The following is a 13534-nucleotide window of genomic DNA, read 5'->3' on the forward strand; positions in this document are numbered from 1 at the left end:
GAATGGCAATCGGTGCCGCTCAGAGATCAATCCGTGCCCTATCGCAGGCAAAAAAAAACGCGGCCCGAAGGCCGCGCTGTCATATTCACACGCTGTCGCTTAGAACTGGTAAACCAGGCCCACGGCAACCACGTCGTCGGTGTTGATGCCGGCGGATTTGGTGAAGTCGCTGTCGTCCAGCAGGTTGATTTTGTAGTCAACATAGGTGGACATGTTTTTGTTGAAGTAGTAGGTCGCGCCCACGTCAACATATTTCATCAGATCCTGGTCGCCCCAGCCGCGGTCGATGTCTTTGCCTTTAGACTGCAGGTAAGCCACGGAAGGACGCAGGCCGAAGTCGAACTGGTACTGCGCCACGATTTCAACGTTCTGCGCTTTGTTGGCGTAGCCGTAGGTGGTGCTGCCGCTGCTGCCGAAGCGGGTGGCGTTGTAAGACTGGGTGTACATCGCCGCCAGGTAGACGTTGTTGGCGTCATATTTCAGACCGCCGCTGTAGGCGTCAGCCTTGTCGCCGCGCCCCAGGATGCCCGGGTTGTTGTTGCCGTTCTGCTCGTTGGTACGGTCGGAAGAGAAGTAAGCCGCCGCGGCGCTGATGCCGTAGCCCAGGTCGTAGGTCGCGGACATGCCGTAACCGTCGCCGTTCTGCGCCAGCACGTCACGGCCATTGTTGGACTCGGTGGCGCTGTCGTTTTTACCCTGATACTGCAGGGCAAAGCTCAGGCCGTCCACCAGACCGAAGAAGTCGTTGTTGCGGTAGGTCAGCACGCCGTTAGCGCGTTGGAACATGAAGTTGTCCGCGCCGTAGGTGTCGCCGCCGAACTCAGGCAGAACGTCGGTCCATGCGCCGATGTCGTACAGCACGCCATAGTTACGGCCGTAGTCCAGAGAGCCGTAATCGCCAAACTTCAGGCCCGCAAAGCCAACGCGGGTGAAGTTGTTGTTGTCTTCGCTTTCAGCGCGGTTGAGGTTTGCCTGATATTCCCACTCGCCGTAACCGGTCAGTTGGTCGCTGATCTGAGTTTCGCCACGCAGGCCGAAACGCATATAAGACTGGTCGCCGTCGGACCCGTTATCATCGGAGAAATAGTGAAGACCATCGATTTTACCGAACAAATCCAGTTTATTACCGTCTTTGTTGTAGATTTCCGCCGCGCCAGCCGTGCCTGCAACCAGCAGTGCGGGTACCATCAGGGAGAGTACTCGAAGTTTCATCGTTATTATCCTCATTAATTATGTCGAGCTATGGCCACTGCCCTTCTGAGCATTATTAGCGCGACTGTGCATTACCATTCTGGTAACAAGGTTTATATTAATCCAGAAAGAAAATGATACCAAGTATCCGATAGTGTTTCATTGTAATTATGAAAGGTTTCAAAATGTAAATACGCGCGAACTTTCACAAAACATTACAGACAAACAAAATAAAGCACATAATGATAAAAAATAGATTAACAGACAAAAAATCATGCAGTTATACAAAACTTTAAGAAAAAAAAGCTAACCATACAATCTTGGCGACCAATAAGCACATTGTGCCAAAACGCCCGCTGAGCTCCGACGCTATAATCACCTCGCTATCATCATTATTTTCATTATTACCTTCATTATCGAAAGATAATTTCTATACCTTTTAACCGGCTTATGGCCGGTTTTTATTTTCTCCACATTTACCTCACAATTCGGCAACCGCGCCGATCCCGACCAAAACAAATAACCCGATGATATTATTCCGCTAATTAACTTCCGCACTAATAGCTAATTTTTCTGGCTATTTTAGGCTACAAGTTAACCGCATTTGCTTCGGCAAAAAAATTCTCCGCCGCCGTTTCCCCGCTTAACGGGATGATTTAAGGTTATATTGGCAGCGCCGCCGCGCTTCTGGCAGCCTGAAAAAAACCAGCATGTCCGCAATAAGCTCATTGATGATATTCCAACCCGACCGGCTGTGGCTTCGGCTGCCTGGCCAAATGGCACGGCATCCCCCAGGGCAAGCGCTGGATCAACGGCAGAAGGACTATATCGTGCAGGTGATCGCCCTGTGGCTGGTGCGCCGGGGCGGAGCGCAGCGCGATGACAGCGCGAATCTTTTCGACCCGGATCGCGTATTGTGATAAAAACAGTCCATAACTTTCAGCCGGCATTTTCACCATAGATCCTGACGCCTACATGACTTCCACCTTGTGCAATGAACAGCAAACTCCCGGCGTTCCTCAACAGATCGCCACGCGTCTGGCTTTTTTTGTCGCCGGCCTGGGCATGGCCGCCTGGGCGCCGCTGGTGCCGTTCGCCAAGGCGCGCATCGGCCTTGACGACGGCTCGCTGGGCCTGCTGCTGCTGTGCATTGGCGCCGGCTCGATGCTGGCGATGCCGCTCACCGGCTTTTTGACCGGCAAACTGGGCTGCCGCCCGGTGATCCTGCTGGCCGGGCTGGCCTTGTGCATCGATTTGCCGCTGCTGGTGCTGATGAACTCCATCGGCGGCATGGCCGTGGCGCTGCTGCTGTTTGGCGCGGCCATCGGTATGATAGACGTGGCGATGAACGTGCAGGCGGTGATCGTCGAACGCGCCAGCGGCAAAGCGATGATGTCCGGCTTTCACGGATTTTTCAGCGTGGGCGGCATTGCCGGCGCCGGCGGCGTCAGCATCTTGCTGTGGCTGGGGCTGTCGCCGCTGCTGGCGACGCTGGCTACCGTGCTGGTGGTTTTCGCTCTGCTGGCGCTCGCCAGCCGCAACCTGCTGCGCGAAAGCGGCGCCAGCGAAGGCGGGCCGATGTTCGTGCTGCCGCGCGGCTGGGTGATGTTCATCGGCATACTGTGCTTTATCATGTTCCTGGCGGAAGGCTCGATGCTCGACTGGAGCGCGCTGTTCCTGACCACCCTGCGCGGCGTCGAACACAGCCAGGCCGGCTTGGGCTATGCCCTGTTCTCCATTACCATGACGATCGGCCGGCTGAACGGCGACCGGGTGGTGAACGCCCTGGGCAGGTATCGGGTGCTGCTGCTGGGCAGCCTGTGCGCCGCAATCGGTCTGAGCCTGGCCATCGTCTTCAATCACGCCACCGTTTCGCTGATCGGCTTTATGCTGGTCGGCCTGGGCGCCTCCAACGTGGTGCCGATCCTGTTCAGCGCGGCGGGCAATCAGCACGATATGCCGGCCAACCTGGCGATCGCCTCCGTCACCACCGTGGGCTATGCCGGCATCCTCGCCGGGCCGGCGTTAATTGGTTTTATCGCTCAGTTCTCCAACCTGACGGTGGCCTTCGCCTGCGTCGCCGCGCTGCTGCTGGCGGTCACCGCCAGCGCCAGAGCCATCACCCGCTGATTCAGGAATGCGCAGCCATCTATGCAAAACAAACAACTGACCATCAGCTCAAACAATATTACCCGCAGCTTCCTGCTGTTTATCGTGCTGCTGCTGATCGGCATTGGCCTGTACGGCTACAACTACACCAACGCCTGGCTGACGGAAAAGAAATACGCGCTGAACAACATCGCCACCGCGTTGCAGAAACGCATCGACACTTACCGTTATATGACCTACCAGGTCTATGACAAGTTCGGCAACGCGCCGTCGCTGAGCCTCGATCCCAGCCTGCAGGAAACCCGGCTGCGCCCGGATGTCTACTACGTCGAAAAGCCGCACAAGAAAACCGATGCGGTGATTTTCGGCAGCCACGACGACGGCACGCTGGCGATGATCGCCAATATCTCGGCCTATCTGGATACCTACTGGGGCGCCAAAACCGAGAATTACGCCATGTATTATCTCAACGGCCAGGATAACAGCCTCAGCCTGATCACCACCCAGCCGCTGAAAGAGCTGGCCTCGCGCTTCAGGGAAAGCTATCTGACCACGTCGGCGGAGGATCGGCGCGCCGAAATGCTGCAGCAAGCCAACATGCTCGACGAACGCGAGAGCTTCTCCGCTTTACGCAAGCAACGTTTCCAGAACGCCTACTCGTTCTCGATCCGCACCACCTTTAACCAGCCGGGGCATCTGGCCACGGTGATCGCCTTCGATCTGCCGATCAACGACATCATCCCGACCAATATGGCGCGCTCAAGCTTCCTGCTGCAGCCCGACGATGTCGACCTGGACGACAGCGTCATACCGGCGGAAACCGCCCTCGGCACCGGCGTGGCGATGGACGGCAGCTGGGTAGAGTTCAGCGCGGCGCTGCCCAATGCGCCGCTGAAGGTGGTTTATCGCGTTTCGGCCCTCAATCTGGCCATCGATCTGCTGCGCAACAATATCTGGCTGATCGTCATCAACCTGCTGCTGCTGGGGCTGTCGATGATGAGCATCTATTTCATCCGCCGCCAATACATCCGCCCCAGCGAGAGCATGGCGGTGGAGCTGGAAGCCGAACGCGCGCTGAATCAGGAGATCATCGCCAGCCTGCCCTCCGGCCTGCTGGTCTACAACTTCGCCAGCAATGCGGTGATCGCCAGCAATAAAATCGCCGAGCACCTGTTGCCGCACCTCAGCCTGCAAAAAATCGCCCATATGGCCGAGCAGCACCACGGCGTGATCCAGGCCACGGTGAATAATGAAGTCTATGAAATCCGCATCTTCCGCAGCCAGCTGTCGCCGGAAACCTACCTGTTCCTGCTGAACGATCAGGACAAAGAGGTGATGGTCAATAAACGGCTGCAGCAGGCGCGGCGCGAATACGATAAAAACGTCCAGGCGCGCAAGCTGATGCTGCATAACCTGGGCATCGAACTGAACCAGCCGGTGCGCCAGATGCACGATCTGGCCGATCGCCTGCGCCACCAGCCGGATGAAGAGCAGCGCCAGGCGCTGCTGAATCAGCTGACGGCGGAGTCGTCCTCGGTACTGGGGTTGATTGAAAACATCACCCTGCTCACCCGCCTGGAAACGCAGGACTGGCAGCCGTCGCGGCAGCCATTCAACCCGGCGGCGCTGATCGACGAGCTGCTGCTGGAGGCGTTGCCCGCCATCAATCAGAAAGGGCTGGCGCTGTTCAACCATTTCCACCTGGATGTCGCGCAAAATTACATTGGCGACGCCAATGCGCTGCGCAAAGTTATCTCGCTGCTGGTGCATTACGCCATCATCACTACCGCCTGCGGCAAGATTTCGCTGGTGGTCGACCATGAGCCCGAGCACCCGGACCGCCTGATATTCCACATTAACGATACCGGCTCCGGCATCTCCAACGAGGAAATCAGCAACCTCAACTACCCGTTCCTCAGCCAGACGCTGGTGGATCGCTTTAATCAGGGCTCCGGCATCACCTTCTTCCTGTGCAATCAGCTGTGCAAAAAGCTCAACGGCCAGTTGGATATTCGCAGCAAGGTGGATATCGGCACCCGCTATACCATCCGCGTCGCCATGGAGATGGAAAAGAAAGAAGCGGAAGAGCAGGAAAAGCTGCTCGACGGCGTGACCGCCCTGCTGGACATTACCTCGGAAGAAGTGCGCGGCATCGTCACCCAACTGCTGCAGGCCTACGGCGCCAGCTGCATCGTGGCCGACGATCGCCAGATCAACCGCGATTACGACGTACTCTTGACCGATAACCCGCGGCGGGCGGATGATTACACCCTGCTGCTGACCAGCGATGAAGCGGGCTGGCAACAGCTGGAAAAACGTTACATCCGGGTAAACTATAACCTGAGCGGCGCAATGATCGACGCCGTGCTGATGTTGATCGAGCAGCAAATGGCGGCGCTGGAGCAGGAGGAAAACCTGCTTTCGCTGACCGCCGATGACATCCAACTCTATGAAAAACAATTGAAATCAAGCGATTACTATGGTCTGTTTGTCGATACAGTACCCGCTGATGTCAAAAAACTGTATACTGAGGCGGGCAGCAGTGATTTCAACGCTCTGTCGCAAACCGCACACCGCCTGAAAGGCGTGTTTGCCATGTTAAATCTGCTTCCCGGCAAGCAACTGTGTGAGTCGTTAGAACAGCACATCGCGGACGGTGATGCGCTCGAGATCGAGAATAACATCAGTCAGATTGATTTTTTCGTCAGCAGACTGCTGGAGCAAGGTAACCAACAACATGAATAACCTGAACGTAATTATTGCTGATGACCATCCTATCGTACTGTTTGGCATCCGGAAGTCACTTGAGCAAATTGAATGGGTGAATGTCGTTGGGGAGTTTGAAGACTCAACCGCACTGATCAACAATCTGTCCAAGCTGGACGCCAACGTACTGATCACCGACCTTTCGATGCCGGGTGATAAATATGGCGACGGCATTACGCTGATTAAATACATCAAACGCCACTATCCGCAGTTGTCGATCATCGTGCTGACCATGAACAACAACCCGGCGATCCTGAGCGCCGTGCTGGATCTGGACATCGAAGGCATCGTGCTGAAACAGGGCGCGCCTACCGATTTGCCCAAGGCGCTGGCCGCCCTGCAGAAAGGCAAAAAGTTCACGCCGGAAAGCGTCTCCAAACTGCTGGAGCGGATCAGCGCCAGCGGTTACGGCGACAAGCGCCTCTCGCCAAAAGAGAGTGAAGTGCTGCGCCTGTTCGCCGAAGGTTTCCTGGTCACCGAAATCGCCAAGAAGCTCAACCGCAGCATCAAGACCATCAGCAGCCAGAAGAAGTCGGCGATGATGAAGCTGGGCGTCGAAAACGACATCGCGCTGCTCAATTACCTGTCCTCCGTCAGCATGACGCCGCTGGACAAAGACTGATCGCCCAGGCGCTCAGCCTAAAAAAGGCACGGCATCCGCCGTGCCTTTTGCTTTTCAGGCATCGGTACGGTCGCGCCGCACCTGCTGGCTGTAATACGCCAGCGTCTGCTCCAGCGTTTCCAGCGTTACCGGCTTCGACAGACAGTTATCCATCCCCGCTTCGATACAACGCTGCTTCTCTTCCGCCAGCGCATTCGCCGTCACGCCGATCACCGGCGCAGTGAAGTTCATCTGCCGCAGGCGCTGGGTCAGGCGGTAACCGTCCATGTTCGGCATATTGACGTCGGTCAGCACGATGTCGACATCCTGGTGCTCCAGCACGCCGAGCGCATCCACGCCGTCGTTGGCGGTCACGACCTGATAACCCAGCGAGCTGAGCTGATCGGACAACAGCCGACGGTTGATCGGGTGATCGTCGACCACCAGCAAATGGATATCGCCATTGTCCACCGCGCTGGCCTTGGCCGGTACCGGCAGCTGCATCAGGGCCTGGCCGCCTTCGCCGCCGACGCCGAACAGCCGGTTGAGCAACGCCAGCGTGTCGCGCGGGGTGGAGGTACTGTGCATCCAATAGCCCGGCCGGGTTTCCAACGACGGGCCAATGTGCTCGGTCGAGAACTGGATCTGCGCCAGCAGCGGCGTATTGACCATGATCGGATGGTCGCTGAGCATCACCTCGCCGGCGGCGGTATCCTGCCCTTCATGGCGCAGCACCCTGGCGCCGTAGCCGCCGAGGATCTCCATCAGGTAGCTCTCCAACCGCTGATTGCGGATATCCAGCCACAGCGTTTTGCCCTGCCAGGTGTCGCTGGCCTGCGGGATCGGGAACTGGGCGTTGAACAACGGAATGCGGATGCTGAACAGGCTGCCCAGGCCGGGTTCGGATTCGACGGCGATATCGCCGTCCATCAGGTTGATCAGCTTTTCGCAGATCGCCAACCCCAAACCGGTGCCCTGAAAATGGCGCTGAACGCCGGTGCCGACCTGGAAGAACGGATCGAACAGGCGGGTGATCTCCTTTTCCGGAATGCCGACGCCGGTATCGCGCACGCTGAATTCCAGATAGCTGCCGCGGGTGCACACCTGCAGGACGATGCAGCCGGTATCGGTAAATTTGATGGCGTTATTCAGCAAGTTGGACAGCACCTGCTGCAGCCGCACCGGGTCGCCATAGATGCGCTCCGGCACGTTTTGTTCGATAAAGCAGTACAGCCCCAGCCGCTTTTTCACCACCAGCGGCAAATAGTTGCCGGCGATATGGGTGATCACCTCCAGGCAGGAAAACTCGCGCGGTTCAATTTTCAGCTGCTCGGATTCGATTTTTGAGAAATCGAGGATATCGCTGATGATCTTCAGCAGCAGGCCGGAAGAGTTGTTCATCGCATTGACCAGGCGGTCGACGCCCTGCGGCAACGCCTTGGTTTGCAACAGGTCGAGGTTGCCGATAATGCCGTACAGCGGCGTGCGCAGCTCGTGGCTGACGGTGGCCAGGAACATCGACTTGGACTGGCTGGCCTGCTCCGCCGCCGCCGCCATCTCCTGCAACGACTCTTCCATTTTCACGCGGGCGCTCACGTCCACCAGCACGCAGATCGCCACGTCTTCGTTGCGGTAGCGCGAGTGCACGAAGCTGATTTGCAAATTATTGTTATTGCTGGTCATGACATCGACAAAGTTCGCCTGCTGCTCGCAAATGATGCGCGTTATGCGATCCCGGTCTTCGTGCGTCAGCAGGTTGATGTAATTGTGCGCCAGCTCGTTGCTCAGAATGTTGGTGCCGTCGCTGATGCGCAGGATGCAGATGCCCACCGGTGCGGAAGCGACAATCTTGTGGTTGAACTGCTCATGCTCCTCCAGCCGGAAAGCGTTTTCCTCCGCCGGCAGGAACATTTTGCGTTCAAACAGCCAGGCCAGCGTGAACAGCACCACGGCCGACAGCAGGTTCAGCAGCAGCGCATTCAGGATCAACACCTTGAAACGCTCCACCACGCTCTTCACCGGCAGCGCATAGACGATGCTGAGCGTCGACGGCGGCAGCGCCTTCTTCATGATCAGATCGCGGTAGTTGTCGACATAGCCGAAATACGCATGCTCGTCGGGGTAGCTGTTGAGCGACGCGGCGTACCTTTCGCCATCCGCCAGACGCAGCACCGGCTCGTTGTTCTCATCCAGCAGAGTGACGCCGATCGGCAGATTGCCCGCGGTGACGAAATCCTCCAGCCTTATGGTCTGCTCAATGCCCAGCAGCGCCTCCAGCTTGTTGCCGATATAGATTGGCGTCAGCACATACAGGTAGCCGACGTCCGGCCGCTGTTGGCTCGGGCTGATCCAGTACAGGTTGTTGTCCTTGTCCTGGTTCTTGGCGTTGCGGTACTTCAGGATGCGTTCGTGCAGGGATTTCAGCACGTTCTCGCGGTTGGTCACCGCGTTGCCGCCGCCGAATTCCGCCATGCACAGGCTGTCGCCGCCGATAAAGAACACCCGGTTGAGGTCGTAAGCGGCGACGAAGTTCTCTTTCCAATACTGGATCAGCCCGCTCAGCGAATCCAAAGAGGTGCGGTAGGCGGTATTCAGCGTACAGTTGGATTCCGGATACAGCGGGTAAAACTGCGGCGGGCTGCCTTTACCGGGAAAAACGCCGCTGAACATATCGATGCTGCTGACCGAGCCATTGAGGCGATTTTCCGCCATGTACTTGATGTCACGAATAATATCGGCAGAGTGGCGGATATAACCCTGCGCCTGATCGAAATCCAGATTGTACTCTTGCCGGATGTCCGATTCTTTTTGATGCAGGATGTTCAGAATATAAAAGGTGGTGAGCAGCGCCCCCAACGACCACAGCATAATCGCCAGCACCCGGAACAAATAGCGGGATATCTTCAGCGTAGTTCGGAAAGAGGCTAAATATTTCAATCGGATACCATACGAAAGTAAGTGGCGGCGCGCGCGTTCACAACGGAACCGCAGCCTGCGGTTTGGCCCGCCAATTAAACCATATAACTGAAAAAGGGCCTAGCATCGCTGCCAGGCCCTTTTGTCTCAATGATGTTTCAGCCTTTAGGCGTTGTCATCATCTGCATCATCTGCGATATCCGCATCGTCGCCATCGTCCAGCGGCGTCGCGTCTTCTTCCGCCGCTTCCGCGCCCGGCTCAAGACTGTCCAGCTCTTCGTCTTCCACCGGCTCGGCTACGCGCTGCAGGCCGACCACGTTCTCGTCTTCCGCAGTGCGGATCAGCGTCACGCCCTGGGTATTACGGCCCACCACGCTGACTTCCGACACCCGGGTGCGCACCAGCGTACCGGCATCGGTGATCATCATGATCTGATCGGTGGTTTCCACCTGCACGGCGCCAACCACCTGACCGTTGCGCTCGCTCACCTTGATGGAGATAACCCCCTGGGTGGCGCGCGATTTGGTCGGGTACTCGGTGACCGCGGTGCGTTTACCGAAGCCGTTCTGGGTCACGGTCAGGATATCGCCTTCACCGCGCGGCACGATCAGCGAGATCACGCTGTCGCCTTCGCCCAGGTTGATGCCGCGCACGCCGGTGGCGGTACGGCCCATCGAACGCACCTGCGTTTCCGGGAAGCGCACCACTTTACCGTTGGCGGAGAACAGCATCACTTCGTTGCTGCCGTCGGTCAGATCGACGCCAATCAGCTCGTCGCCCTCGTTGAGGTTAACGGCGATGATGCCGGCGCTGCGCGGACGGCTGAACTCGGTCAGCGCGGTTTTCTTCACGGTGCCGCTGGCGGTCGCCATAAACACGTGGCGCCCTTCCTCATACTCGCGCACCGGCAGAATGGCGGTAATGCGCTCGTTGGCTTCCAGCGGCAGCAGGTTGACGATAGGGCGACCGCGCGCGCCGCGACTGGCTTCAGGCAATTGATACACCTTCATCCAGTACAAGCGGCCACGGCTGGAGAAGCACAGGATCGTATCGTGGGTGTTGGCCACCAGCAGGCGATCGATAAAGTCTTCTTCCTTGATGCGGGCGGCTGACTTGCCTTTGCCGCCGCGGCGCTGGGCTTCGTAGTCGGACAGCGGCTGATATTTCACATAGCCCTGGTGCGACAGCGTAACCACCACGTCTTCCTGATTGATCAGGTCTTCGATATTGATGTCTGAGGTATTGGCGGTGATTTCGGTGCGGCGGCCGTCGTTGTATTGCTCTTTGATGGCCACCAGCTCTTCGCGGATCACTTCCATCAGGCGGTCCGGGCTTTCCAGAATAAAGATCAGCTCAGCGATAAAGTTCAGCAGCTCTTTATATTCGTCCAGCAGCTTTTCGTGCTCCAGGCCGGTCAGTTTCTGCAGACGCAAATCCAGGATCGCCTGCGCCTGTTGCTCGGTCAGGAAATACTTGCCGTCGCGGATGCCGAACTCCGGCTCCAGCCACTCTGGGCGGGCGGCGTCGTCGCCGGCGCGTTCCAGCATGGCGCTGACGTTGCCGAGATCCCACGGCTGGGCTACCAACGCCACCTTGGCTTCCGCCGGGGTCGGCGCGCGACGGATCAGTTCGATGATCGGGTCGATGTTGGCCAGCGCGATGGCCAGCGCTTCCAGGATATGGGCGCGATCGCGGGCTTTACGCAGCTCGAAGATGGTACGGCGGGTCACCACTTCACGGCGGTGACGCACGAAGGCCTGCAGAATGTCTTTCAGGTTCAGCAGCTTCGGCTGGCCCTGATGCAGCGCCACCATGTTGATGCCGAAGGTCACCTGCAGCTGGGTCAGCGAGTACAGGTTGTTCAGCACCACCTCGCCCACCGCGTCGCGTTTGACTTCGATGACGATGCGCATGCCGTCTTTGTCGGATTCATCGCGCAGCGCGCTGATGCCTTCGACGCGTTTTTCTTTCACCAGCTCGGCGATCTTCTCGATCAGACGCGCCTTGTTCACCTGATACGGGATCTCGTGAACGATGATGGTTTCGCGACCGGTTTTGGCGTCGGCTTCCACTTCCGCGCGCGCGCGCAGGTAGACTTTACCGCGCCCGGTGCGGTAGGCCTCTTCGATGCCGCGGCGGCCGTTGATGATCGCCGCCGTCGGGAAGTCCGGCCCCGGGATGTGTTCCATCAGCCCTTCGATGCTGATGTTTTCATCATCGATGTAGGCCAGACAGCCGTTGATGACCTCTGACAGGTTATGCGGCGGAATGTTGGTGGCCATGCCCACGGCGATACCCGACGAGCCGTTGACCAGCAGGTTCGGGATCTTGGTCGGCATAACGGCCGGGATCTGCTCGGTGCCATCGTAGTTAGGCACGAAGTCGACGGTTTCTTTTTCCAGATCCGCCAGCAGTTCGTGAGCAATCTTGGACATGCGCACTTCGGTATAACGCATCGCCGCGGCGGAGTCGCCGTCGACGGAACCGAAGTTACCCTGACCGTCCACCAGCATGTAACGCAGTGAAAACGGCTGAGCCATACGCACGATGGTGTCGTAAACCGCGCTGTCACCGTGCGGGTGGTATTTACCGATCACGTCCCCGACGACACGGGCCGATTTCTTGTATGGTTTATTCCAGTCGTTACCCAATACACTCATCGCGTACAGAACGCGGCGGTGAACCGGCTTCAGTCCATCACGAACATCTGGCAGCGCACGTCCGACAATAACGGACATCGCGTAGTCCAGATACGAGTTTTTCAACTCGTCTTCGATGTTTACCGGTGTGATTTCTCTGGCAAGGTCGCTCATGGAGCTGCTATCCCTCTACTAATGATTCATCTGCCCGCTGCCATAGTGGCAAAGGTGTAAAACTATATCACAAAGCACGCTTTACGGGAAAATAACCGCCGCTGTTTCGCGGAAATTATGCAGATAAGTGCGGTAAAAACGCATCGGCGCAGACGGGGCTGCGCCGGAACATGTATAATCCGCGCAACGAGAACAAGGAGCCAGACAAGCCCATGAATGCAGAATCATCCAGCCGCGCGCAAAACGTTGACCAACAGGAAATCGCCAAGTTCGAGGCCGTCGCCTCCCGCTGGTGGGATCTGGAAGGCGAATTCAAGCCGCTGCACCGCATCAACCCGCTGCGCCTGAACTACATCATGCAGCGCGCCGACGGCATTTTTGACAAGCAGGTGCTCGACGTCGGCTGCGGCGGCGGCATTCTGGCTGAAAGCATGGCGCGCGAAGGCGCGCAGGTGACCGGCCTGGACATGGGCGGCGAGCCGCTGCAGGTCGCCAGGCTGCACGCGCTGGAGAGCGGCGTGAACGTCACCTACGTGCAGGAAACCGTCGAGAGCCACGCCCAGGCGAACCCGCAGCGCTACGACGTGGTCACCTGCATGGAAATGCTGGAGCACGTTCCCGATCCCGCCTCGGTGGTGCGCGCCTGCGCCCATCTGGTGAAGCCGGGCGGCCACGTGTTCTTCTCCACCATCAACCGCAACACCAAAGCCTGGCTGATGGCGGTGATCGGCGCGGAATACGTTCTGAAGATGGTGCCGCAGGGCACCCATGACCACAAGAAGTTCATCCGCCCTTCCGAACTGATCGGCTGGGTCGACGGCACGCCGCTGCGCGAAAAGCACATGATCGGCCTGCATTACAACCCGATCACCGATCGTTTCAAGCTTGGCCGCAACGTTGATGTGAACTATATGGTTCATACGCAACACGAAGGTTAATCGCCTTGAGCCGCGCCGGCCCTGGCGCTCCGGGGCCAGGCGCCGTATCGGCGTTAGGAAAAATACCCAGTTTCCCGATTTTCGATCAAAATGCGCGATGTAAACAGTTTTTTAGAATATTAAATCAGATCAATATGCCGTTTTTTTCTAACGTTTAATAAAGCGGCAAACGATCACGTTTTTCAAATCCTCAGTAAAA

Annotated in this window: 8 protein-coding genes; 5 read left to right on the forward strand and 3 right to left on the reverse strand. The window is 57.7% G+C overall.

The genetic code is table 11. The features are described from left to right. Positions 1-99 precede the first annotated feature (99 nt). Complete coding sequence (locus tag D7I37_RS26130; protein ID WP_061795834.1) at positions 100-1212, reverse strand: porin OmpC; 1113 nt, start codon at positions 1210-1212, stop codon at positions 100-102. A 755-nt stretch (positions 1213-1967) separates the two neighbouring features. Between D7I37_RS26130 and D7I37_RS26135 the strand changes: the two genes are divergently transcribed. Genes D7I37_RS26135 through rcsB form a run of 4 tightly spaced genes read left to right on the forward strand, consistent with a single transcriptional unit; the run spans position 1968 to position 6688 of the window. Continuing rightward, on the forward strand, positions 1968-2111 hold the full coding sequence (locus D7I37_RS26135) for a hypothetical protein (RefSeq protein ID WP_242502746.1): 144 nt from the start codon (positions 1968-1970) through the stop codon (positions 2109-2111). A 55-nt stretch (positions 2112-2166) separates the two neighbouring features. Continuing rightward, on the forward strand, positions 2167-3321 hold the full coding sequence (locus D7I37_RS26140) for an MFS transporter (RefSeq protein WP_129544702.1): 1155 nt from the start codon (positions 2167-2169) through the stop codon (positions 3319-3321). A gap of 21 nt (positions 3322-3342) precedes the next feature. Next, positions 3343-6045: a phosphotransferase RcsD gene (rcsD, locus tag D7I37_RS26145; RefSeq protein ID WP_061795832.1), complete on the forward strand. Its 2703-nt coding sequence runs from the start codon at positions 3343-3345 to the stop codon at positions 6043-6045. After that, entirely contained in the window at positions 6038-6688 is a 651-nt protein-coding gene (rcsB, locus tag D7I37_RS26150) for a response regulator transcription factor RcsB (RefSeq protein WP_061795831.1), read from the forward strand. Before rcsD ends, rcsB begins: the two co-directional genes overlap by 8 nt. A gap of 54 nt (positions 6689-6742) precedes the next feature. Here rcsB and rcsC read toward each other — a convergent pair whose 3' ends face one another. Both rcsC and gyrA read right to left on the reverse strand, forming a co-directional pair. Further along, positions 6743-9604: a two-component system sensor histidine kinase RcsC gene (gene rcsC, locus D7I37_RS26155; protein WP_061795830.1), complete on the reverse strand. Its 2862-nt coding sequence runs from the start codon at positions 9602-9604 to the stop codon at positions 6743-6745. Between the two features lie 144 nt (positions 9605-9748). Beyond that, positions 9749-12397 carry a DNA topoisomerase (ATP-hydrolyzing) subunit A gene (gyrA, locus tag D7I37_RS26160; RefSeq protein WP_061795829.1) on the reverse strand — a complete coding sequence of 883 codons (2649 nt, stop codon included), beginning with the start codon at positions 12395-12397 and terminating at the stop codon, positions 9749-9751. A gap of 212 nt (positions 12398-12609) precedes the next feature. Here gyrA and ubiG point away from each other — a divergent pair, with 212 nt between their 5' ends. Next, the gene (gene ubiG, locus D7I37_RS26165; protein WP_061795978.1) at positions 12610-13335 is read left to right on the forward strand and encodes a bifunctional 2-polyprenyl-6-hydroxyphenol methylase/3-demethylubiquinol 3-O-methyltransferase UbiG; all 726 of its coding nucleotides are present in this window, start codon (positions 12610-12612) and stop codon (positions 13333-13335) included. Positions 13336-13534: the final 199 nt, after the last annotated feature.

This window comes from Serratia sp. 1D1416 (genome assembly GCF_003641105.1).
Classification (GTDB): domain Bacteria; phylum Pseudomonadota; class Gammaproteobacteria; order Enterobacterales; family Enterobacteriaceae; genus Serratia; species Serratia ficaria.